21 protein-coding genes and 1 tRNA gene are annotated in these 23,536 nt (G+C 41.4%); 10 read left to right on the plus strand and 12 right to left on the minus strand.

Annotated elements, in window-relative coordinates:
• Positions 1-59: 59 nt before the first annotated feature.
• Positions 60-1,472 (minus strand): PhoH family protein, encoded by a 1,413-nt coding sequence (locus PSM36_RS03740; RefSeq protein ID WP_232001512.1) that lies wholly within the window; start codon positions 1,470-1,472, stop codon positions 60-62.
• 313 nt (positions 1,473-1,785) lie between these two features.
• Between PSM36_RS03740 and PSM36_RS03745 the strand changes: the two genes are divergently transcribed.
• From PSM36_RS03745 to tsaB, 3 genes are all read left to right on the plus strand, one after another.
• Entirely contained in the window at positions 1,786-3,879 is a 2,094-nt protein-coding gene (locus PSM36_RS03745) for a M3 family metallopeptidase (RefSeq protein WP_076928972.1), read from the plus strand.
• A gap of 203 nt (positions 3,880-4,082) precedes the next feature.
• Complete coding sequence (locus PSM36_RS03750) at positions 4,083-4,397, plus strand: RNA recognition motif domain-containing protein (RefSeq protein ID WP_076928974.1); 315 nt, start codon at positions 4,083-4,085, stop codon at positions 4,395-4,397.
• Between the two features lie 122 nt (positions 4,398-4,519).
• Positions 4,520-5,218, plus strand: a complete 699-nt coding sequence (tsaB, locus tag PSM36_RS03755) for a tRNA (adenosine(37)-N6)-threonylcarbamoyltransferase complex dimerization subunit type 1 TsaB (RefSeq protein WP_076928977.1) — start codon at positions 4,520-4,522, stop codon at positions 5,216-5,218.
• Between the two features lie 71 nt (positions 5,219-5,289).
• Here tsaB and pdxH read toward each other — a convergent pair whose 3' ends face one another.
• Positions 5,290-5,928 (minus strand): pyridoxamine 5'-phosphate oxidase, encoded by a 639-nt coding sequence (pdxH, locus tag PSM36_RS03760; protein WP_076928979.1) that lies wholly within the window; start codon positions 5,926-5,928, stop codon positions 5,290-5,292.
• Positions 5,929-6,058: 130 nt separating this feature from the next.
• Here pdxH and PSM36_RS03765 point away from each other — a divergent pair, with 130 nt between their 5' ends.
• The 4 genes from PSM36_RS03765 (at position 6,059) to PSM36_RS03780 (ending at position 10,622) form a co-directional block, all read left to right on the plus strand.
• Positions 6,059-6,715, plus strand: coding sequence for an ABC transporter ATP-binding protein (locus tag PSM36_RS03765; protein WP_019539606.1), 657 nt, complete (start codon positions 6,059-6,061; stop codon positions 6,713-6,715).
• A gap of 41 nt (positions 6,716-6,756) precedes the next feature.
• On the plus strand, positions 6,757-8,880 hold the full coding sequence (locus PSM36_RS03770) for a S9 family peptidase (protein ID WP_076928981.1): 2,124 nt from the start codon (positions 6,757-6,759) through the stop codon (positions 8,878-8,880).
• 377 nt (positions 8,881-9,257) lie between these two features.
• Positions 9,258-9,331, plus strand: a tRNA-Asp gene (locus PSM36_RS03775).
• A gap of 142 nt (positions 9,332-9,473) precedes the next feature.
• Positions 9,474-10,622 (plus strand): site-specific integrase, encoded by a 1,149-nt coding sequence (locus PSM36_RS03780; RefSeq protein WP_076928983.1) that lies wholly within the window; start codon positions 9,474-9,476, stop codon positions 10,620-10,622.
• Between the two features lie 321 nt (positions 10,623-10,943).
• Here the strand turns inward: PSM36_RS03780 and PSM36_RS03790 are convergent, their stop codons facing one another.
• From PSM36_RS03790 to PSM36_RS03830, 9 genes are all read right to left on the minus strand, one after another.
• On the minus strand, positions 10,944-12,107 hold the full coding sequence (locus tag PSM36_RS03790; protein WP_076928794.1) for an IS4 family transposase: 1,164 nt from the start codon (positions 12,105-12,107) through the stop codon (positions 10,944-10,946).
• A 92-nt stretch (positions 12,108-12,199) separates the two neighbouring features.
• Positions 12,200-12,499, minus strand: coding sequence for a hypothetical protein (locus tag PSM36_RS03795; protein ID WP_076928987.1), 300 nt, complete (start codon positions 12,497-12,499; stop codon positions 12,200-12,202).
• A 53-nt stretch (positions 12,500-12,552) separates the two neighbouring features.
• Complete coding sequence (locus PSM36_RS03800; RefSeq protein WP_076928989.1) at positions 12,553-13,197, minus strand: hypothetical protein; 645 nt, start codon at positions 13,195-13,197, stop codon at positions 12,553-12,555.
• Positions 13,178-13,459 carry a hypothetical protein gene (locus PSM36_RS03805; RefSeq protein WP_076928996.1) on the minus strand — a complete coding sequence of 94 codons (282 nt, stop codon included), beginning with the start codon at positions 13,457-13,459 and terminating at the stop codon, positions 13,178-13,180. The genes PSM36_RS03800 and PSM36_RS03805 overlap by 20 nt, the downstream gene beginning before the upstream one ends.
• 96 nt (positions 13,460-13,555) lie before the next feature.
• Positions 13,556-14,605 (minus strand): integrase core domain-containing protein, encoded by a 1,050-nt coding sequence (locus tag PSM36_RS03810; RefSeq protein ID WP_076928998.1) that lies wholly within the window; start codon positions 14,603-14,605, stop codon positions 13,556-13,558.
• Between the two features lie 5 nt (positions 14,606-14,610).
• Entirely contained in the window at positions 14,611-14,838 is a 228-nt protein-coding gene (locus tag PSM36_RS03815) for a hypothetical protein (protein WP_083710918.1), read from the minus strand.
• Between the two features lie 8 nt (positions 14,839-14,846).
• A complete protein-coding gene (locus PSM36_RS03820) occupies positions 14,847-15,542 on the minus strand; it encodes a hypothetical protein (protein WP_076929002.1) in 696 nt (231 codons plus the stop codon).
• A 192-nt stretch (positions 15,543-15,734) separates the two neighbouring features.
• Positions 15,735-16,964: an ATP-binding protein gene (locus tag PSM36_RS03825; RefSeq protein ID WP_076929005.1), complete on the minus strand. Its 1,230-nt coding sequence runs from the start codon at positions 16,962-16,964 to the stop codon at positions 15,735-15,737.
• 157 nt (positions 16,965-17,121) lie between these two features.
• Positions 17,122-18,411 (minus strand): site-specific integrase, encoded by a 1,290-nt coding sequence (locus PSM36_RS03830; protein ID WP_076932027.1) that lies wholly within the window; start codon positions 18,409-18,411, stop codon positions 17,122-17,124.
• Positions 18,412-18,821: 410 nt separating this feature from the next.
• On the opposite strand from PSM36_RS03830, the gene PSM36_RS03835 reads away from it, so the two are divergent.
• The 3 genes from PSM36_RS03835 to PSM36_RS03845 are packed head-to-tail and all read left to right on the plus strand — an operon-like array spanning position 18,822 to position 22,864.
• Positions 18,822-20,318 carry an RNA-binding domain-containing protein gene (locus tag PSM36_RS03835; protein ID WP_076932028.1) on the plus strand — a complete coding sequence of 499 codons (1,497 nt, stop codon included), beginning with the start codon at positions 18,822-18,824 and terminating at the stop codon, positions 20,316-20,318.
• A 5-nt stretch (positions 20,319-20,323) separates the two neighbouring features.
• Positions 20,324-21,244: a hypothetical protein gene (locus tag PSM36_RS03840; RefSeq protein ID WP_076929008.1), complete on the plus strand. Its 921-nt coding sequence runs from the start codon at positions 20,324-20,326 to the stop codon at positions 21,242-21,244.
• Positions 21,245-21,262: 18 nt separating this feature from the next.
• Positions 21,263-22,864: a hypothetical protein gene (locus PSM36_RS03845; protein WP_076929010.1), complete on the plus strand. Its 1,602-nt coding sequence runs from the start codon at positions 21,263-21,265 to the stop codon at positions 22,862-22,864.
• A 450-nt stretch (positions 22,865-23,314) separates the two neighbouring features.
• On the opposite strand, the gene PSM36_RS17290 is transcribed toward PSM36_RS03845, so the two are convergent.
• Complete coding sequence (locus PSM36_RS17290; RefSeq protein ID WP_154670957.1) at positions 23,315-23,425, minus strand: hypothetical protein; 111 nt, start codon at positions 23,423-23,425, stop codon at positions 23,315-23,317.
• Positions 23,426-23,536: the final 111 nt, after the last annotated feature.

The following is a 23,536-nucleotide window of genomic DNA, read 5'->3' on the forward strand; positions in this document are numbered from 1 at the left end:
TACTTTATTTATTTGTAACCCGAAACTCGTTATTCACTTTTAATTCTTCATTCTTCACTTTACAAAAGGTTACTTGCTAGTTCGGAGAGTTCGCTCCGTTCACCTTTTACGAGGTTTACGTGTCCGAACAGGTTCTGTCCCCGCATCTTGTCGATCATATAAGCCAACCCGTTAGACTGTGTGTCGAGATATGGCGAGTCGATCTGCTGAAGGTCGCCCGTGAACACCATCTTGGTACTTTCTCCGGCGCGGGTAATAATAGTCTTTACTTCATGCGGAGTGAGGTTCTGCGCTTCATCAATGATGCAGAAGGTGCCGGTAAGGCTTCGTCCGCGGATAAATGCCAACGCTTCTATTTCCAGTTGTCCTGATTTCTGCATTTCGTCGATCAGCCTGAGATCGGAACTATTCTGTCCGAGGGCTGCCTTGATCACATTCAGGTTATCAAAAAGCGGCTGCATATAGGGTGCGATCTTCTGTTTCTCATCACCCGGCAGATAGCCCAGGTCTTTGTTCGACAGTGAGACGATAGGACGTGCCAGTAATATCTGGCTATAGATTTTATTCTGCTTCAGAGCGGATGCCAGCGCCAGCAAGGTTTTTCCCGTACCCGCTTTTCCGGTAAGTCCTACCAGTTTTATTTCCGGATCGTTCAATATCTCGAAAGCAAATGCCTGTTCCGCATTGCGTGGCTGGATGCCGAAATTGAATTCTTTCTCGATCTTTTTTATTTTTTGTGTGAACGGGTTGTAACGTGCCAACACGCTGTTTCTTTCGCTCTTGAGGATAAAACATTGATTGGGATCGAGTTGGATCTCGAAATTGAACTCATCGATATCCACACCGCCTGCCTGCGTATATACCTTATCGATCAGGTCGGGATTGATACCTTCGATCACCTCTTCGCCCTGGGAAAAAATATCGACATTCGTCACCTTGTCGTTGATATAGTCTTCGGCCAGCATGCCGAGGGAACGCGCCTTCATCCGCAGGTTGATATCTTTTGATACCAGAATGGTTTTCATCTCCGGGTGCTTCTCTGCCACTTCCGAAACTACAGTAAGAATACGATTGTCCGGTGTTTTTTCGGGGAAAGCGTCGATAATCTTTCTGTTATCTTTTGAACCGTTTACGATATAGAGTTTACCTCTGCCGACTCCCATATCGGCACCATTGGTGAACAGGTCGTCATCGGTGATAAGATCCAGTTCACGCACAAAAGCGCGGGCATTGAAATTGATCTGGTCGCTTCCTTTCTTGAACTTGTCCAGCTCTTCCAGTACCACGAAAGGGATATAGATGTCGTTCTCCTCAAAATTGTCGAGGCAGTTGAAATCATGCAGGATCACATTCGTGTCGAGGATAAAGTTTTTCTTGGCACTTGCTGCTGTAGGTCTTGTATTGGTCTTACTCTTGCTTTTTGTTTTGGTGGTTTTTGTTTTCTCGCTGGTTTTACTCTCAGTTGTTGCCATATCTTTCTAATTTAATATGTGTAATTCAGATCCCATTCTTTGTTTGTCGCTACCCATTGTAATAAAAAACACAATTCAGGGAAGAATGTTTTGGCTGGTATGATTTTTTGCTCTGCTGGAACAAAAAAACTATCTTTGCCGGGTTTCTTACTCCCTGCAAATGTAATGAAAGTTGAGAGGCAAGTCAAGCTTGCTTGAACTTGCCCGAGACGCATCTTACATTCTATAAATATAGTAGAAGCCGAGAGATAAGTCTAACTTGTTGAACTTATCCGAGGTGCACCCTAATTATTCTACAAATGTAACGAATTTTATGAAGAAAATATTATTAACAATCAGCTGTGCAATGATAATGATGACTACCCCGGCAAAAGAGAACCCTTTTCTTAAACCTTTTGCTACCCCTTATGGAACGGCTCCGTTCGATTTAATCAAAATAGAGCATTATGAACCTGCTTTCGAAAAAGCGATAAAAGCACATCAGTCGGAGATTGATGCAATTGTCGCTAATCCCCAGAACCCTACTTTTAGCAACACCATCGAAGCGATCGAATATTCCGGTGAGATGTTATCCCGGGTGAGCAGTGTCTTCTTCAATCTGCTGAGCGCTGAGAGCAATGATGAGATGATGGAGATATCGCAACGGTTAAGTCCGGAGTTATCACAACATTCCAACAATATCAACCTGAATGAAGAGCTCTTTAAACGGGTAAAAGCGGTGTATGACGTACGCCATACTTCCGGACTTACTCCAGAGCAAATCCGGCTGACCGAGAAATACTACGAAAACTTTGAAAACAGTGGAGCCACGCTATCTCCCGAAGGAAAAGAGAAATACCGCGAGTTGTCGATGGAACTGAGCAAGGCTAGCCTTGCATTCGGGCAGAACAACCTCCGGGAAACCAATGCTTTTGAGATGGTGCTTACCGATAAGGCCGATCTGACGGGATTGCCGGAGACCCTGATAGATGCTGCCGCCACAAAAGCAAAGTTGAAAGGAAAAGAAGGGTGGCTGATCGATCTGTCGGCGCCCAGCTATATGGGATTTATGAAATATTCCTCGCGCCGCGATCTACGTGAGAAACTTTATATGGCTTACAGCATGAAAGGTGTGGCCGGTGGAGAATTCGACAACCAGGAAAATGTGCGGAAGATCGTGAATCTCCGTCTGGAGATCGCCCGTCTGATGGGGTATAACACCTATTCTGAATACATATTAAAGAACAGGATGGCGAAGAATGAGGCGGCAGTTTTCGGATTACTCGACAGGCTGGCAGAGGCATTTACGCCGACAGCCCACCAGGAACTGGAAGATGTGAAGTCGTTTGCCTCAGAGATGGAAGGAAAACCGTTCGACCTGCAACCGTGGGACTGGAGCTATTATGCCGATAAGCTGAAAGACAACCGTTTTGATTTGAATGACGAGATGACGCGTCCCTATTTCGAATTGGAGAATGTGAAAAAGGGCGTTTTCGGACTGGCAACGGATCTCTACGGTTTACAATTTGTGAGAAACAGGGATATTCAGGTCTATCATCCCGAGGTGGAGGCCTATGAGGTGTTTGATGAAAACGGCGATTTCCTTTCCGTTTTATATACTGACTTCCATCCCCGCGATGGCAAGCATTCCGGTGCATGGATGACCTCTTTTAAAGAGCAATATATGAGAGACGGTAAAGATAGCCGTCCCCATGTTTCCATTGTAATGAATTTCACCCGTCCAACCGAGACCAAACCGGCGTTGCTTACTTTCGACGAGGTGAAGACATTCCTGCATGAGTTCGGTCATGCGCTACATGGTATGCTGTCGAAATGCACTTACGAAACACTTTCAGGTACCAGTGTTTACCGCGATTTCGTAGAACTACCCTCGCATATCATGGAAAACTGGTTGGTACAGAAGGAATATCTCGATAAGTTCGCTTTCCACTACCAAACAGGTGAAAAGATGCCTGAAGAGCTGTTGCAGAAAATAGTGGATGCATCCAACTATAACGTCGGTTATGCTACCTTGCGTCAACTCTCATTCGGATACCTCGATATGGCGTGGCATTCTTTGGAAGCACCGTTTGAAGGAGATGTCCGTGCATTTGAACAGGATGCCATGGCACGTGTACAACTCCTGCCGGTAGTTCCCGAAACATGTATGTCTGCTTCATTCAGTCATATATTCTCAGGAGGTTATGCGGCTGGTTATTATAGTTATAAATGGTCGGAAGTGATGGATGCGGATGCTTTCTCCGTTTTTAAGAAGAATGGTATTTTTGACAAGGAAACCGCCCGTTCATTCAGAATCAATATTTTAGAGAAAGGAAACACTGAAGATCCAATGACGCTTTTTATTCGTTTCCGTGGTCAGGAACCTAGTGTGGAAGCCCTACTCAGAAGAAGTGGTATTGATAACTAAAATAGTGTTTGATATTTTTTTGCAAATTTATTGCTGATTTGTTTTGTCGGAATTAATTTATCCCTATCTTTGTTGTGCATAAGTATTTTTTTAGCGGGCCGTTATTTAGTTTCTTCACTCATTGTTAAGTTATTTCCTAACTCCTCTTTAATTGAAAGGACTTCTGCACAATTTATTTATTTTTTTATTTTTATTTTTTTTACATGAACATTTTTGTAGCTGGCTTAAGTTATCAGATTACTGATGCCGATTTAAAAGAACTGTTTGAAGAATACGGAGACGTTTCTTCTGCCAAGATTATTACTGATCGTGAAACCCGCCGTTCAAAAGGCTATGGTTTCGTAGAAATGTCCAACGAAGGTGATGGACAACGCGCCATTGAAGAACTCAACGATGCTGAATACGACGGACGTACATTGTCTGTCTCTGTAGCTCGCCCTCGTGCTGAGGGAGATCGTCCGAGGTATAATAACAACCGTGGAGGTGGTTACGGAAACCGCGACAGGAACAGGTATTAATCTTTTATTAGATTTAGAGAAACTGCATCACAACCGATGCAGTTTTTTTATGCCCTTTCGGTTCTGCCGGGAGAAAATTTGTTATCTTTACGCCGTTAAACTATTTTGCCCTTATTCCTCTTATGTGTACGCTGCTTACAATTGAAACATCCACTCCCGTATGTTCCTGTGCGCTTTCGCGTGATGGGGAGATCCTGGTAAATAAAGAGAATTATGAAGGCCGGTCGCATGCAAGCCTGATAGGTCTGTTTGTCCATGAGATAATGGAGTATGCCAGAGAACAGGATATCCACCTGGACGCTATCGCTGTGAGTAGCGGCCCCGGCTCTTATACCGGACTGCGTATCGGTGTATCGGAAGCCAAGGGATTGAGTTACGGCCTGGATATTCCAATGATCGCCATTCCCACGGCCCGTATCATGGCTTCGATGATGAGAGAGAAAGCAGATGAAGATACGCTGCTTTGCCCGATGATTGATGCCCGGCGGATGGAGGTCTATGCCACCTTCTTCGACCGGTCGCTGAATATGATCCGTGAAACATCGGCCGACATAGTGAAAGAGGACAGTTACAGCGACCTTCTTGAGAAACAGAAGATCATCTTTTTCGGAAACGGTGCAGAGAAATGCCGTACTGTCATCACGCATCCCAATGCGCTGTTCTTTGATGATATTCACCCGCTGGCTTCGGCAATGGTGTCTCTGGCCGAAAAGGCCTTTGCCGATAAAACGTTTGTGGATGTAGCCTATTTTGAACCTTTTTACCTGAAAGAGTTTGTAGCTACCGTACCAAAGAATAAGGTGATTGACGTTAAAAGCTAATCATTCCTCTTTTTGTATTTCCGTAATTAACCCGGAGTGAGTTAAATAGAATTCTTTCATAATTCAGGATTTCAGGGAGCTAATCGTTGCATATTCCAGCCCTTGTCTCCTTTATAATACGCCATGCGGTCGTGCATTCGGTTGGGGCGTCCCTGCCAGAATTCGATCATTGTCGGTCGAATCAGAAAACCGCCCCAATGAGGAGGTCGTGGTATTTCACTGCCGGAGAATTGATTTGCATACCTCTTCTCCAGCTCTTCCAGTTCTTCGCGTCCCCTTACTATCCTGCTTTGGGGTGATGCCCATGCCCCTATCTTGGCATCATTGGGCCGTACGTTGAAATAGGCATCCGCCTCTTCGTCCTCCACCTTCTCGGCAATACCTTCGATCCTTACCTGCCGTTCGATCTCATGCCAGTCGAAAACGGCTGCAGTAAAAGGATTAGCAAGTAATTCCTGTCCTTTCCGGCTCATATAGTTGGTGTAAAATACAAATCCTTTCTCATTCAGCTCTTTTAAAAGTACCACACGCGCTGAAGGCCTTCCGTCGGGAGTGGCTGAAGCTACGGTCATGGCGTTGGGTTCCGACAAACCGGAGGCAATGGCTGTTTCCAACCATACCTTGAATTCATCGAAAGGATTCGGTGCCATCTCTGTTTCGTTAAGGCTTCCTGCTTGGTATTCATGCCTCATTCTACTTAATTCGTCCATCTGCTGTGAAATCTACATTTGCTCCTCACAAAAGTACATGATTTTCTGCTGAAAACCACGCTGATTCTTTTAAATAGTTATGCATTTTTCTTATCTTCGCAGATTGATTATGTTGTGGTAAACGGATCAGATGATAAAAGCAGAAAAAATTTATAAGAGCTTCGGCCCGCTTCAGGTACTGAAAGGGATCGATCTGGAGGTGCGGAAAGGAGAGATAGTATCTATCGTGGGGCCGAGTGGCGCGGGTAAGACTACCCTGCTTATGATCATGGGGACTTTGGAGAAAGCCGATTCAGGCAGGATTTATATCGATAATCACGAATTAAGTTCACTGAGTGAAAAAAAATTGTCTGATTTCCGGAACAGGAATATCGGATTTGTTTTTCAGTTTCACCAGTTGCTGCCTGAGTTTACCGCCCTCGAAAATGTGATGATCCCGGCGCTGATAGGGCATGCGAAACATGTCGAAGCAGAAGCGAGAGCAAAGGATCTGCTGTGTATGATGGGACTTTCAGAACGTATCACCCATAAGCCGGCGGAATTATCCGGCGGTGAAAAACAACGTGTCGCAGTAGCCCGTGCATTGATAAACGATCCCCTTGTAGTGTTTGCCGATGAGCCTTCCGGTAGCCTCGACTCCGATAATAAGGAGGAGCTTCACAAGCTTTTTTTCGAACTGCGGGACAAGCTTAACCAGACCTTTATCATTGTGACGCATGATGAGCAGCTGGCATCGATCACCGACAGAACCATCCATATGATAGACGGACAGATAGTCGATCAATAAAAATCATAAGTATAACCATCAAGTATATCGATCCAAACCGTATGAAGAGTAAATCACTATTTATGGCAATTATTATTACCGGGAGCATGCTGGCCTGCAACGAAGCTTCCCAGACGCCGGCTTCCAAAGAGACGGGTAAAAAAGGAAATAAAGAGCTGACCGAGACGATAGGCAAAGCAAAACCCACTATAAAGGACGGTATCATGACGCCTGAAATCCTTTACAGTTTTGGCAGGGTAGGGAGTGTGGAGGTCTCGCCCGACAAATCGCATATCCTCTATCAGGTGACTTATGTGAGTATTCCCCAGAATAAAACCAACTCGGAGTTGTTTATCATGAAAAGCGACGGCTCGGAGAAGAAACAACTCACCATCACCAATACGCAGGAAAATAACCCGCAATGGATCGCAGATGGTAAAAAGATAGCCTTCCTTAGCAATGAGACCGGTTCTTCGCAGATATGGACTATTAATCCTGATGGGGGAGGGATGAAGCAGATATCCAATGTAGAAGGTGGAATCGATGGATTTAAATATTCTCCTGATGGGAAGAAAGTGCTGTTCATCAAAAGTGTGAAAACGGTGGAGACGGCAGCTGAAAAATACCCCGACCTGCCGGATGCATCGGGTAGGATAGTAGACGATCTGATGTACAAGCATTGGGACAAGTGGGTGGAAAGCGTGCCCCATCCCTTTGTGGCTGATCTTTCAGGTAATAAGTTATCAAATATAAAAGATCTTTTGGAAGGAGAGCCCTATGAAGCGCCGATGGCACCGTTTGGGGGTATAGAGCAACTTGCCTGGAGCCCCGACGGCAAAACTATAGCCTACACATCCCGCAAAAAGACAGGAAAAGAGTACACTCTTTCTACTAATTCCGATATCTATTTTTACGATGTGGAAAGCGGTCAGACTCAAAATATGACTGAAGGGATGATGGGGTACGACGTGAATCCGCAGTTCTCGCCCGATGGGAAATATCTTGCCTGGCAGAGTATGGAACGCGACGGATATGAAGCTGATAAGAACCGGTTGTTCGTGATGGATCTGGCGACAGGTGAAAAGACCTACGTTACGGAAGCGTTCGATTATAATACCGATGATTTTGTCTGGAACAGTGACAACCGTACTATATATATGGTATCGTCCGTAAAAGGAACCACTCAACTGCACACGGCAGACATCGTTACCAAAGAGATCACTCCTCTTACTCAGGGAAAATATGACTATACCTCTGTCGCCCTGGGAAATGGCAAACTGATCGCGAAACGGCAGTCCATGTCGCAACCGGCGGAGATCTACAGTGTGGATATTGCGTCGGGGCAGGCTACCGAAATATCGTTTGAAAATAAAGAGATACTCGACCGGCTACGGATGGGAGAGGTGGAAGAGCGCTGGATCACCACTACCGATGGTAAGGAGATGCTCACATGGGTAGTCTATCCACCCGATTTCGATCCTAAAAAGAGCTATCCGGCTTTGTTGTATTGTCAGGGAGGGCCACAGAGTATGGTAAGCCAGTTCTGGTCGTATCGCTGGAATCTCCAGATGATGGCAGCCAATGGTTATATCGTGGTAGCGCCTAATCGCCGCGGCTTACCCGGATTCGGACAGGAATGGCTCGAACAGATCAGTGGTGATTACGGTGGACAGAATATGAAGGATTATCTTGCAGCCATCGATGCTGTGTCGAAAGAACCTTTTGTAGATGAGAACCGGCTTGGTTGTACCGGAGCCAGCTACGGCGGTTTCTCTACTTACTGGCTTGCCGGAAATCACGACGGGCGCTTTAAAGCGTTTTTGTCGCATGCAGGTATCTTCAATCTGGAAGCGCAATACCTGGAGACGGAAGAGATGTTCTTTGCCAACTGGGATATGGGAGGCCCGTTCTGGGATAAGTCAAATGCCATTGCACAACGGACATATGCCAATTCTCCCCATAAGTTCATAGATAGATGGGATACACCGATCATGATTACCCATGGTGAATATGACTATCGTATTCTGGCATCGCAAGGAATGATGGCGTTCAATGCCGCCCAATTGAGAGGTATTCCGTCGCGTATGCTTATCTTCCCCGACGAGAATCATTGGATCAGCAAGCCTCAGAACGGAGTCCTGTTTCAGCGCGAGTTCTTCCGCTGGTTTGATGAGTGGTTGAAGTAACCCACGACCTCCCTGCGGGATTGTTTTGGTATAAAATAGATTGTTTTTGTGAAAGACGGCTCCATTTTTAATAGCGAGTGTAAAAAAGTGAATTTTTGGCAGAAAAAATCCCCTCAAAAGTTTTGTAATTCTGAAAATATCCTTACCTTTGCACTCGCTATCGAAATGATACTGTTCACAGTGGTGAAGGTCTTCAATAGCGACCAAAAAAGGTGTGGTAGTTCAGTTGGTTAGAATATCCCGACTTCCTCGGGAGGGTCGCAGCTAACAAGTCCATACATAGTAACCAAAAATGGTGTGGTAGTTCAGTTGGTTAGAATATCCCGACTTCCTCGGGAGGGTCGCAGCTAACAAGTCCATACATAGTAACCAAAAATGGTGTGGTAGTTCAGTTGGTTAGAATACCTGCCTGTCACGCAGGGGGTCGCGGGTTCGAGTCCCGTCCATACCGCAAAAGCTAAATAGTTGGAATTAAAAGCGTTTGTCTTTATGGCAGACGCTTTTTTCTTTGTCTTAAAATTAAACATATATCGGTTTTATTCGGGTCATATCCGTTTAAATTGTACCTTTGTCTGCAAATAATCTGCAAAAATATGGCAACTTTAAGGGTCTATCTGGATACACGAAGGGCGAAGAGTAGCGGGGAATACCCGGTGAAAATTGTAGTAAACCATCGCAAAGATATAATGATATCAACGGGGATCAGCGCATTTAAGTCGCAATTCAAGGACGGCAGGTTAATCCCATCGGCAAAAAACAGCGCTTCAAAGAATGCCATTCTCACACGAAGTGTTGACAAGATAGAGAAAGCCTTATTCGATCTCGAAAGAGAGGACAGGTTGAACAGTCTTTCCGATACGCAACTGAAAAACATATTAACCAAAAGAGAAGACGTCAATCTGTTTTTTGAGACTTTTGAAAGAGTAATAAAAACCCGCCGTGCTCCAAAAACAGCAGAAATATACCAATATACCTTAGATGTCGTCAGAGAATATGACGACAGGGTGAATTTCAGGTCAATAAACAGGGAATGGCTTGATGAATTTGTCAAGCATCTCTCGCAAAGAATGTCCGTTAATTCTATTTCAATCCATCTAAGAAATATCCGGGCGGTGTTTAACCTCGCCCTTGACGACGGGATTACTACCTCTTATCCTTTCAGGAAGTATCAAATAAAAAGCGAAAGGACAGCGCATAGAAATTTAGAATTGGACGAGATGAAAAAAATAATAGCATATAACGGAAAATACGGCGTTTTCCGTGACTTTTTCCTATTGTCCTTCTATCTCATCGGGATGAATATGAAAGACCTACTATACCTCGAAAAAACAGCATTACACAAGGATAGGATAAGTTATAACAGGTCAAAGACGGGATCATTTTTAGGGATTAAGGTTGAGCCGGAAGCGATGAAATTAATTGAAAAATACAAAGGCGAAGACGAGTATCTGCTCAATTTTATCCATCTATACAAAGATTACGACGGGTTCAAAAGGGGTATAAACTACTCTCTAAAGAAGTTATCCGACGATCAGGGTGTGATTAACAGTAAGCTTTCCACTTATTATGCCAGGCACTCATGGGCGAGCATTGCCTCTTCTATAGATATACCAAATGACACCATTTCTGCCGCCTTAGGGCACTCTCATGGAAGCAGGGTGACATCCCTCTATATAAACTTCGATAGGCGTAAAATAGATGAAGCAAACAGGATGGTGATTGACGAGGTGGCGGGGAGGTGAAGAGAGCAAAGAAACAACGACCTTTCACTGTTCATCGTTTCGTGTGATGATTTTGATTATTCCCTTGCATAATAGTCGCCGCCGTACTTTATTACCTTTTCGTCCTTCAGCACGGTAAATAAATAACCACCCGAAACGTCCTGTCCAATTCTTCCGATAATAAAATATTCATCATCTCGATGAATGTCAGCCAGATGGAACTCTCCAAAAACGGTGCTATAAGATCTTTTTAAGTGAACCCTCACCGATTTTGCTGTAAATTCAATCTTTCCGGTTGTTTTATAAGTTATATCACAAGTGTCCACTAAAAATTGGACACGGTTAAAAGTTGAATAAATTTAGTTCACTCGAACCATAGAGATCTTTGACATCATTGATATTCTTTTTGTCGAACAAGTCCCGCAAATGGGTCTTGTCGGTAAGCGAGATTCCAAGAATTTGAAGGACTTCGTAGATGCTGCGTTCCAATTTCATGCCGTGTTGAACTATTGCTACAAGGCAATAAGTAATTATTGCACAATAGATTTGGACACGCACGGCATTCTCTGATGTACCCCAGAACTTCTTGATTCGGAGATGTTGCTTCACCCATTTGAAGAATAGTTCCACACTCCACCGATTGCGGTAAAGTTCCGAAATCAGAGAGGCCGTGGCTGTCAGATTATTGGTAAGAAAAATGTATTTGCTACCATCCTCAGGATCGATGCAAATCACCTTTCGCAGTTCCTCCGGATAAACCTTGGTGCTTTTATACACGGTGAAAGTGCCGACTATGTCGGAAACGATGCCTCGCGCAAGTCGCCTTTTCCAAGTTCTCGGCTTCATCTGGACGTTGTTTTTGGCTCTCAGAACGAAGAATCCTTTAGTGCGGTGAATAGTGTACAGGTTGCCGTAATCGTTGTAGCCGCGATCGAAAATATAATGGGCCCCTGGCTCGTATGGTATCTCAAGCATAGCCTTGGAATCGTGTACGTTTGCCGGAGTAATATGCACGAAAGCAGGAACTTGAGCCTCTATATCGTAAAGCGTGTGCATCTTGATGCCGCCTTTATGCTTACGGAATTTAGCCCATTCGAACACCGACAGACACAGGTCAATCGTAGTCGAATCGAACGCATAGACATGCCCTTCAAGCTCGAAGATTTTGTCAATCCGCCGCTTCCTTGCCTCGTTGATCATGAACTTGGCATAGTCCTCGAATATACGATAGTCGCGCTGCTCATTAGCCTTGCTAAGATTGCTTCGGGTCACCGACTTTCCCATTCCAAGATGGTAAAGTTTGCCGCTATGCGCCTCGGTCGCTACAATTAGATCGCGGAGGCTTTCGCGGTTGGTCAGTTGCCCGAACATCATCGTAAGTAGCTGATTCCAACAGGTAAAGCTCTTGACGTATCTATCACCTTCATACTTGCGTACAAGGTAATTGAAGTGATTCCTATCCATGAACTGGACTAATTGGGAGAAAACGAATGGGTCTTTATGCATAACGGTCTGATTCTGACCGCAAAGATAAATTCAAATCCGTTGACTCGAAAATCGGATACAATAAATTGAATATCAACAATTTCAAAGAACTATTATGATTTTTTAGTGGACACTAATGAAGTTATATCATGAACCACGTCATCATCCCGGTAATTATCCCATTGGTTTTGAAGAGTGACAAGCGTGCAAGATTCACCGTTCGCTGTTTTATTACAGTGCCAATACGTGGATCTCTTTCTGATTGTTCCGTCAATTCCCACCCTCTCCTCTTTAACCTCCTCCTTATACATTGTCCACGTGGTGCCGGATAGGCTAAAATCATTTTCAGTGACTACTTCCGATTTTTCACAGGAGACAAGTATGATGAGCAATAGAAACAGAATCTTTTTCATATCCGTACGTTTGGTTTACAAAAATAATAAAAAGGGATCAATAAATGAAGTAATTATGGTATATTTTCATGATTCGATATAACATTGGAAATAAACCATGAATCAACATGCTTGAAGATTTTAGGCTTTTCTCTCATTCCATCTTTTTGAATTAAAATTCCATCGGCAAAAGTCTGGGCAAGTATTATCTTGGATAGAGGTGTTTTCTCGAGCGATCCTCCACAATAAAAATAAATGTTCTTTGTTGTCAATATTAAGGATCCATCTTTCTTTTTCTCTAACACCTCTGTCCTGATTGGATTCCCTTTAAAGCTTCCAGTCCTGTAATACAATCCTTTTGCGATCCTAATGCTAATGCCGTCTGAACTCCCTCTATATTCAGTTTTAGTCTTGTATGTGAAATATCCTACATTATTGAATAGCCACAACGGAGATTCGCCTTTTGGGAAAATAATAGGCGATTCATTAATAGTAAATCTTTTTTCTAACGGTCGACCATTTATGATATCTGAAAGGATGGCTCCTTTGATAAACCTTTGATACTGTTCTCCATCCTGTATATTGTCAATTTCGCTAACAACATCCCATCCATGCTTAGCTTTTAGCTTCTTGAACTGATCAGAATAAAATGAAACGAATCTATCTAAATTACTCTTTTCCTTATCACTTAATACGCCATCATCTAATAATGTATCCACCGCTTCTATCAAAGGAATTCTTCATCGCTTTATAAACAGGGATAAATCCCATATCTGGTTCAACGTTTTCAATTTTACGCATCACATCCGATTTATCAAAACCAGAAATAATTAATTCGTATATCGAATTTTGAAAAGTCCTAAGCACTATCTCTTCTTTCCTTTTCCGCTCATCCTCTTTTCTTGCGTGATCCTCTTCGCACTTTTTATGCACACCTCGGAATATTCCTGCGCTTTTTCCGCAATATATACATGCTCCCATATTATTCCAATTCAGCCCGTAATAACCGAGCACATTAATTGTATTTAATCTTTTTTATTACTTTTGTATCGGACAAGCTGATCCGATGGTGATATATTATACCGAAGGATTTATAGAAGGGGTGTTACTGTAAGTAATTGCCCCTTTTACCATTGCCTGAAGAGCTATTTCATTTCTTCGTGGCATTGAGCCACTTGAAATGAGGACAAGCTGAACCTCAGGATCCTTATTGCCCGATGGTATGTCATCATTTTCTTTTCGCTGGTTTTCAGCGTACTTTTCCCTGTATTCTACAGGTGAACAGTATTCCAGTCTATGAAGTATCCAATCCGTGTTGTAATCATTAATAAATTGATTAATACTGTTATAAGCTTCCTCAAAAGAAGAAAATGTTTCTGTTTGCAACACCTGTTCTTCCAGGGTGCGGTGAAACCGCTCTATTATCCCGTTGCATTGCGGTGACCGTACAAACGCTTTGGACATCTCCAATCCCAGGAATTTCATTTCATTCATAAAATCAGCAGAGTCATACTGCGAGCCATGGTCGCTTCTTAATTGCAACTTCATTCCTTTACACACATCCTTACCTACCGAACCGAAAGTCTTCCGTACAGCGGCCCTAACAGGCTCCATGGCGGCAAAACGGTTGCCTTTCCTTGCAATATGCCATGAGATAATCTCATCGTTAAAGTGATCGATCACACCAAAGAACCAATGCCAACCTGACCCATCAATCCAGAACTTCTTCCCATCAGTGGCCCACATGACATTGGGTGCATCCGTGATTATAGTACCATCATGTTCGCGCTTATTCGTCTCCCCGGGCCTTCTGTAGGGGCTCAGCAGGTTGTTTTCCCGCATGATGCGGTTCACACGTGCCTTGCCGGCTACCAGAGCGTTTATCTTCCTTTTACCCATGCGGTTTTTCACTTTCAGATAACCTTCAGCGTTGAATGTACTCTTCTTAATTTCTTCCTTAATCTCCTGTAAAACCTCTTCATCGCTATGCTTGGGTTTTCTGCCCCGTTTCCCTGTTTTGGGAGTAGGGTTTTCATACCAGGTGCTGCTGCTGTAGCCGACTACCTTGAATATCAAACGCTTCGGATATGGTTTCCCGGTTAATGGATAATGTTCCTCTATCAGCATGGAGATTATTTCCTTTTTAGTTTTGCTGCCAATTCGTTCTTTTTTTTTGTGAGTTCGAGCTCCATCTGCAGTTGCCCGATCTTACGCTCGGCAGCACCCAGCCTCGAATCGTCGGGTTTACGCTTGAACCCGTCGGTACCACTCTCGATAAATTGATCCCGCCAAAGGTTGATATCAGCCAGAGTAACTCCGTATTCACGGCTAAGCAGCTCCGGATCCTCTCCACGCAACAAGGATAAAACTATTTCAGCCTTGATTTTCGATGTAAAATTCCCTCTTTTCCATAGCAGTTGTAAAAATAACTTTTATTTTTTACTGCTCGGTTTTTTTGAGGGCTAATATAGTGTATTAGTTTATTGCTCAGCGATAGAAGTTTAGGAAAATAATTTTCTCGATATTTCTCAGCCGTTTTTCTTGCAATGTTTTGTTTTTCATACCATTCATCCAGTATCGTTTTTTCAGAATTGTATTTCTCGCTCAATGTTTCGTGCCTTTCCCAAAGGCGTATTTCTTCTTGTTCGGTGTGTTGACGAAAACCAATGGCATCTAATGAATTGTTTACCTCGCTCAACTCTTTCCAATGTTGTTGAGTTATGTGCAGTTGGTCGCTGATTTGGGTATCGTATTGATTGGCAAATTTATCGCAAGTTTCTTCTATATTCAAGTTTTCAAGCACGTTATTATTTGATGAAATAAGCCGGATATTATTCTGTATTTCAGTCGAAAGGCTTTCTGTCAAAGTTTTGTAACGTTCCGATTCGGCTTGCATCGTCAAACTAATCAGCATCGCTTCAAATGCTTGGATATTATTGAATTGAGTATAGAAATCCACAACTAACTGCTGTTGAATAAACTCAATCGATTGTCTGCGTGAAACTTCTGCTACAATTGTATTGAGTTGGGTGTATCGGGGAAGGATGTCGGCAATATTGAGCATTGTTTTATTGGTATTTGAGTAATTTTTAATTCACGCAAGAACCTCTTGCGCAAATTAAAATAATCATTTACTGTTTTATCAAAATCATTCATCAAAAAAACTTGCAAATTCAGGCGGAAATATGTTTAATTTCCTCATTGGTAGGAGTTTTATAATCATCTATGCCAGGGCGTCGAGTAATGTTTTCTTTGTTTACACAATTTTAGGAGTAACAGAAGAAGTCAAAAAATCTCGAATGTAAATGTGTTCTATTCCTTCGTAAGTATTTTCGAATGAACGTTCGCCGGATACTACTATTTTGGGATAATTGTCTTTTATCTTCAACAAATTGCCAAATTCTCTGGCGATAGTTTCGGGTTTAGACAATTCAACTGCCACTTGTACATATAGAGTTTCACCGGCTCGTGTGCAGACAAAATCTATTTCCTCGGTTGAAAGTGTACCCACAGTCACCTCATAGCCACAATATAAAAGATGATTGCATACGATATTTTCCAATCGTTTTGCTCTATCTTGCGGTTTGTAGCCCGCCACCACATTGCGGATTCCCATATTTTCGAAAAAGTACTTTTCGCCACGTTCAAATAAACGTTTCCCAACAATATCATAACGTCCTAAGCGATGAACCACAAATGCCGAAGCCAGAGAGTCTGCATATTCGGACACCAACGTTGGCGACATTCGTATATTTTGACTTTTCAAAAAATCACTAATGCTTTTTGAAGAAAAGAGACTTCCGATATTATCTGCCAAGAAACGGATTAATTGTTCTAAAAAGGCTGTATTGCGGATATTATTGCGAGCAACAACATCACGAAGAACAATGGTTGAATAAACCGAGCGAATGTATTCCATTACCACCTCTTCACGCATTGGCAAGTGGATTAAGTAAGGCAATCCTCCAAAATGAATGTATTTTTCAAGCGACTCATCGTCATTAAGAAGTTCGTGAAAGTTCAAAAACTCTGTATAGGAAAGACTGTATATTTTAAACTCTACATATCTGCCACCAAGCTCATTAGCTAAATCGCTTGAGAACATCTGTGAGTTGCTTCCTGTTATGTAGATATCATTGTTATCATCAAGTGCCAAGGATCTGACGGCTACTTTGAAGTCCTCTATTTCTTGAATTTCATCAATAAAAATGTAGTTTTTCTTTTTATCAGTCAATCGCGGTGCGATATAATCGTGCAGATCTTTTGCCGACACAATATCCACATAGGCAATATCTTCCTTGTTGATATAAATGATGTTAGCATCTTGCTCTTTTTTCCTTATCTCCTCAATAAGTTGATAAAGAATATAACTCTTGCCTACCCTTCGATGCCCAATCATTACTTTTACGATGGGCGTCTGCATAAATGGCTTTATGCGTTCAATATAAATATCTCTGCGGTAGAGTACGGTTGGAAATTTAGACATATTAATTGCTTTATAAATTTAGTTCTCTGCAAATGTAGCAAATATTACAGACATACATGCAGTATTTTTATATTTTATGGTATTTTTCATGTATAGATGTAATGATGAGGGTTTATGTAACCACAATTAAATGCACAGAAAAACTCTCAATCCGTCCTTATAACTGATTAAATTTACTCATGGCACTCGCTTTAATATCATCCGCAATATCAATGTAGGGCTTCATTGCTTTATAATCGCTGTGTCCCGTCCATTTCATCACCACGTTAGCCGGAATGCCGAGTGAAAGGGCGTTGCAAATGAAAGTACGACGGGCGTCATGAGTACTTATAACAGCATATTTAGGCAGAATTGTTTCAATACGTTCACTTCCTTTGTAATACGTTTGATGTACCGGATTATTAAGCCCAGCCAGTTCTGCCAAATCTTTCAAATAATCGTTCATTTTTTGGTTGGATATTACGGGAAATACCTTTTTGCCCTCAAAGTGAAAATCTTTATATTTATAGTATATGGCTTTGCTTTTATCGTTAAATTCAATGACAATTCTGTCATTGGTTTTTACCGTAACTATTTCTATGTAAGAGTCTTTTATGTTTGAATGGCATAAATTGCAAACATCTGAATAACGTAAACTCGTGTAGCAACAAAATAGAAAAATATCACGAACCTTTTCTAAGTATTTTTTATCTTCAGGTATCTCAAAATCTGTTAGTTGTTTTAACTCTTGAGCATCCAAAAATACGACTGTTTTCCGTGCGGTTTTTAATTTGGGTTTGAAGTTAATAAAAGCATTATCCGATGTCAAATTCTTAGATGCAGACCAGCGAAGCACCCATTTTAAAAGTCCAATTTGCTTGTCTATAGTGGAGTTTTTCAAATCTTGCTTGAGCAAAGTATCAGCAAAATCGCTAAGTCCTTTTTCCGTAAAATCATCCATTGTTGGATTAGATTTCCATCTTTCAATGTGCTTTTTTAAGGCATTGAATTTTTGCAGAGTTCCATTTGCCCAATTGTTCCTTTTGCTGTTTTCAGAAACAAATTCATTGAATATTTTCCAAAAGGATAATAATTGTTCTTCTTGATTGAAATTTTCCTCCGATTCTGTTTTCTTGATTGCAAGATTAAATGCTTCACGAAGTTGAGTCGGAGATGGAATTTCTTCTCTTAACTCAAATTCCTTAAATATTTTCTGAATTTCAGAAAAGTAGTCAGATAGGTCACTATTTATTTCCGAAGATGATTGTTTTAACCTGTTGGTACAACCATTCCTCACTCGTTGCTTATCCGAGTCCCACTTGGACACATCAATTCGATAACCGGTAGTGAATTCCACTCGCTTATTGTTATAAATCACACGCATTCTAATGGGTACATTGTCCACAATTGGCTTTCCATTCTTCTTTCTGCTCTCTAATGCAAAAATCACATTTCTCTTAATATTCATAAATCTGGGTGCTTGAAAATTTACACCCAAAATTACACCCAGTTTTTGATATATCAAAGGATATTTGAAGATATTTTATGAAAAAATATTCAGAATAAAGTATTGATATACTGCAATTTGACATTTTATGATATTTTATGAGGATTTTGGTATTAGTCCCGTCCATACCGCTAAACGCTTGATAATCGATAGATTATCAAGCGTTTTGTCTTTTGTTATGTTGCATATTCCTGTTTGTATTACTCTGGTCTTGTTTTTCTGAATATGAAGAAATATTTCAAAGCCAAAGAAATTTTACTATTTTTGCCTCAATTTGATAACCATTGTATGCAAGACAATACCATTAATCAATTCAGATAATTGGATTTAAAAAGCACGTGAAATAAATACTTAGCATGAGACTTAATACGATGTCAATCAAAGAAATCATAAAACAGCCCGAAGGCAGGCGGTTAGAGTTCAAAGAAACTCTTCCTGAGAATGCTGATTTGGCAAATACCATCATTGCCTTTGCAAATGATGCCGGAGGTGAACTGTATATTGGTGTTCGGAATGATCCGAGAGAAATTGTCGGACTTCCGGAGGAAGAGCTTGTGAAAATTGAGGAGCAGATCAGCAATATTATATTTGATCGGTGTTATCCGGCAATTTTACCGGATATCACTTTTCTGACAGAAGATGACAAGCATATTATACGGGTAACGGTGTATCGTGGTAGTGCGTTGCCTTATTATCGGAAAGACAAGGGAAAGCTGAAAGGAACTTATATTCGGGTTGGTTCATCTAATCGATTGGCAGATGAGGAAATCATAGCGGAATTGGAGCGCAGGAAACGAAACATATCATTCGATAGTGAACTGGTAATGGATAAGCCTGCAAGAGAGTTAAACATTGAGAATTTCAAGCAGGAATATCAGGATAAAACCGGAGAGGCTCTGGACACGCAAGCCCTTCGTAAGTTGGAACTTGTCAAAAAGGTGAATGGAACGGAATACCCGACGAATGCTTTGGTCTTATTCTCTGATGATGAGCTTCGTCGTTCACTGTTTCCTTTTGTCAAGGTGGAATGTGCAAGATTCAAAGGAGTTACTTCGGAAGAATTTATTGATCAGAAAAGCATTTTGACCAATATCGCTACACAAGCGGAGGAAGCCTATAATTTTGTGTTGCGCCATATAAACAAAGGTGCTGTTGTGGAGGGGATTTATACCGTTTCCCGTTGGGAATATCCGGTAAAAGCGATAAGAGAAACCATCCGGAATGCCGTGGTTCATAGGGATCTATCCCTTTCCGGAAAAGATATTAAAGTGGCTATTTATGACGATATGGTCGAAATAACAAGTCCGGGGCTTTTACCTCCTTCGATTGATTATGCTGCCATGGAGAGTAGGCAGAGTGATGCCCGCAACAAAGTTATCGCACCTGTTTTCAAACGAATGGGAATTATTGATCAATGGGGGAATGGATTGAAGCTTATAGCCGATGAATTGAAAGAATATCCTCAAATCGAATTTCGCTGGAAAGAAACGGGATTATCTTTTCAGGTGCAGTTTGTGAAACTGAATTATATTTCAGAGCAAGAGCAGCAAGAATTAGGGCAAGAGTTGCAGGGGGAGTTGCAGCAGGAGTTACAGCAGGAGTTACAGCAGGAGTTGCAGCAGGAGTTATATAACCCTACATTATATTCTGAAGTACTATTCAAAATAGTAGATGCGCCTCTTTCTCGAAAAGAAATTTCGGAAGCTCTTGGTCAGAAACAAGTTTCAGGCCAATTATATAAGATATTAGCTAAGTTGACAAAAGATAAACTCATAGAGAATACTATTCCGGGAAATAAAAATCATCCGAAACAAAAACTTCGTATAACCAAACGGGGCATCATCTTTTTAGAGTTATTGAAAAAGTGAATTTTATGAATAAGAAAGAGGAACTACAAAAATACGTTGAAAAACGGATACGGGAAACAGGTATCGGCACTCCAACTATCGAACAACTCAACGGATTTCTTGCCGAATGGATGCAAATTGAAAATAGTCGCCCGATAGCACATTTCGATGGTTATTCTCCTACTCAAATGCAACAGATCATGCATAATCTGTTTGGAGAGAACTGCCCTGTTCAATTGGCAAATTTTGTCGATGAAGATTGTAATTCCGTGCCGTTATTCCGGCAGATAAAAGAATTACTGGAAATTATCGAAAAGGAAGAAAATCTTAAGTTAACCCAAACGGGGAACCTTCCACCACGTATCGTGAAGGAAGTGTATTCCGCGGGAGCCCCTGAACCTCATATCCAGAGTGGTATCGTTAAATTGCGTACGGAGAAAGATTCTGTCTCTGTCCAAATGGCAAGAATAGCTGTAGAATTGATGGGGGCAGTAAAGAAACGTAACAATACTCTTTCTTTGACAAAGAAAGGAAAGGAATTCATGAAGGATAACCGCAAGTTGTTGTCGGGCTTATTAATCGTGATGTTTACAAAATATAATCCCGCCTATTTCGATTTCTATTCGTCTGAAAATATCGGATATGTAGGTCTCGGTTTTAATCTTGTGCTATTGCATAAATACGGGAAGAAAGACCAAAAAGATACATTCTATTCCGATAAATATTTTAAAGCATTCCCCTTATTGCTTGGCGAAGTTACAGAGGGATATAGCTCACAAGAGGAAGTGGCTACATATTGCTATTCATATAGGATATTCGACGTGTTGTTTTATCATCTTGGACTTGTTACCATAGATGAAAGGAATAGATACAGTCCAAATCATGCCAAATTGATTCATAAAACTCCTCTTTTCGATGCGCTATTTATTATTAAACCTGCCCGGTAAGCAATATACTATCGCTTTATGAACAAGATAATCGAATTACAGGAAACGAGTCCAAACTTTTGGAAGGCCAGGTATCGGGGAAACTATGGAACCTACACCATAAAAATAGAAACCGACGGCAAAAATACCCGGAATTTTTCATGCTCCTGCCCCAGTGACTATTATCCTTGCAAACATATCCCGATAGTGCAGGCATCTATCAATGAGCGTATTCACCGGAACAAGGTAAAACCTGAAAAGCCTGTGTTTGAGAGTGTGGTGAGGGGAATATCCTTGCATGATTTGCAGGAGTTTGTTATTCGTTTCGGATCGCACAATAGCTCATTCCAACAGGCTGTTTTGCTGGAATTAACTCCTCAACAAAAACAGCACGGAAATATTGATTATTCGGAAATCATACGTTGTGCCTTGGAGGATATCGATTTTGATATGGATGATATATACGATTATCATTACGACAGCTTTGAAATCGACGTTTTGGATCAATGGCTAAATAAGGCAAGAGAGTATATTGAACAGGATAATTGGAAGGAAGCAATCCTGATAGCCAAAGCCTGTCTTGAAGAGTATGCTGAATGGACGAGGAGAATTGATGTTGATCCGGATGGATATATCAGTGAAGAGTATTTGTATGGGCCATTCGATATTCTTGAAAAAGCATACGAAGCTGGTTGTTTAACAGCGGAAGAACTTTTGGCATATTGCAAAAAAGAGGTAGGAAAGAACAAATATGACAAGGTTACCCGGAATCTGTTTAACGATCTGCTAATGAATCTGACGCAAGATACCGATCCTGAAGCCTATATTTCGATGCAAGATAGGTTGTTCAGCAATCTTTCGGATAAAAGCTCTTATGAAGCCAAACAAATCCTGGAGCGGAAAATCGACTTTTATAAGCAGCGAGGAGACGCTCAGATCGCACGGAGAATACTTGAAGAAAATCTACAGATCGAAGACTTTCGTCAAATTATTGTCAAAGAGATGATCGCAGATAATAAATACAAGGAGGCGAAAAGATTGATCAATGAGTATATCCAAAGTAAAGATACGAACAACAGTTTTAATGGATATCATTCTTGCTGGGATGAATACCTGTTGGAAATAGCCCGGAAAGAAAGCAATACAAAAGAGATACGGAGAATATCCCGTAAGTTTATTGATAGGGCTTTTCACCTTACATATTACCGGCTCTATAAATCAACTTTTTCAGAAGACGAATGGGCTACGGAAAATGAGAAGTTGATAAAGCATTACCAGAAAGGGAACAATTGGTTTATCTCAAGTATTGCTGATATTTTTGTGGAAGAGAAACAGACTGCACGTTTATTGGCATACCTGACGAAACATCTCCGCTGTAATATTTTAGAACAATATTACAAGCATATAGCCGATGAGTTTCCGGAAGAAACAGTAGCCCTTTTCAAGCAAGCGGTTGATGAATACATGAGAAATACCGGTCGGGATGTATATGAAAACAGTGTCAAGCATTTCGAGTCGATGCTCAAAATAGATGGAGGTGAAAAGGTTGTAAGACAGATGATCGATGATTATCAATCGAGATACAAGCCCCGGAGAGCAATGATTGAGATATTTACACGGTTCAGTAAATCAAGACTGTGAACTTTTACATATTCTAAACTGTTTGGTTTTTGTCCGAAATTATTACTTTTTTTCGGACAGGAATTTTTTTATAATTGCATCTTCACAAATATTCCTTACCTTTGTGAGGTAGTTCATTGACAAAATTGCAGAAGGTTGAAAATCATCGAAAAAATCACGGGGACAATTCGTGGGCGTGGATTTTCAGGCTTTGCTAACATATTGGTCGGACGGTGATTGGCCTTGTGGTTCATATTCCGTCCATTATCAACAAATGGTTAAAGCGCTGACAATAAATTTTATATATTGGTTGTCAGCGCTCTTTTTTTGCTTTTTTCAGGTAAAAATACCTGCAATGAAAGATTATTCCATCCTTATTATTGATGAATTTCAGGAATTTGACAGTGAAAATTCGTCCATATTCAGTGATATTCAGAATCTATGGGATCGGGTTCTTCTTCAAAAGAATCCCTATTTTCTGAATGTCCCCTTCATGCGATAGCGGATAGTCCCCTGCATGTAATCATACCAGAAGGTGAACGTATTATTGCTGAATGTCGCTTCACCGTCTTTAATATCCATCACACCCCAGGAGTAGGGGATGTTTGTGCTTGTTCTAATGTTTCTAATTTTGAGTCCGCTCCGAAAAGTCGGAGTGATAATTTAGTTTAAAATTTTTTGTACAATAAATTT

It is taken from the genome of Proteiniphilum saccharofermentans (assembly GCF_900095135.1).
Taxonomy (GTDB): domain Bacteria; phylum Bacteroidota; class Bacteroidia; order Bacteroidales; family Dysgonomonadaceae; genus Proteiniphilum; species Proteiniphilum saccharofermentans.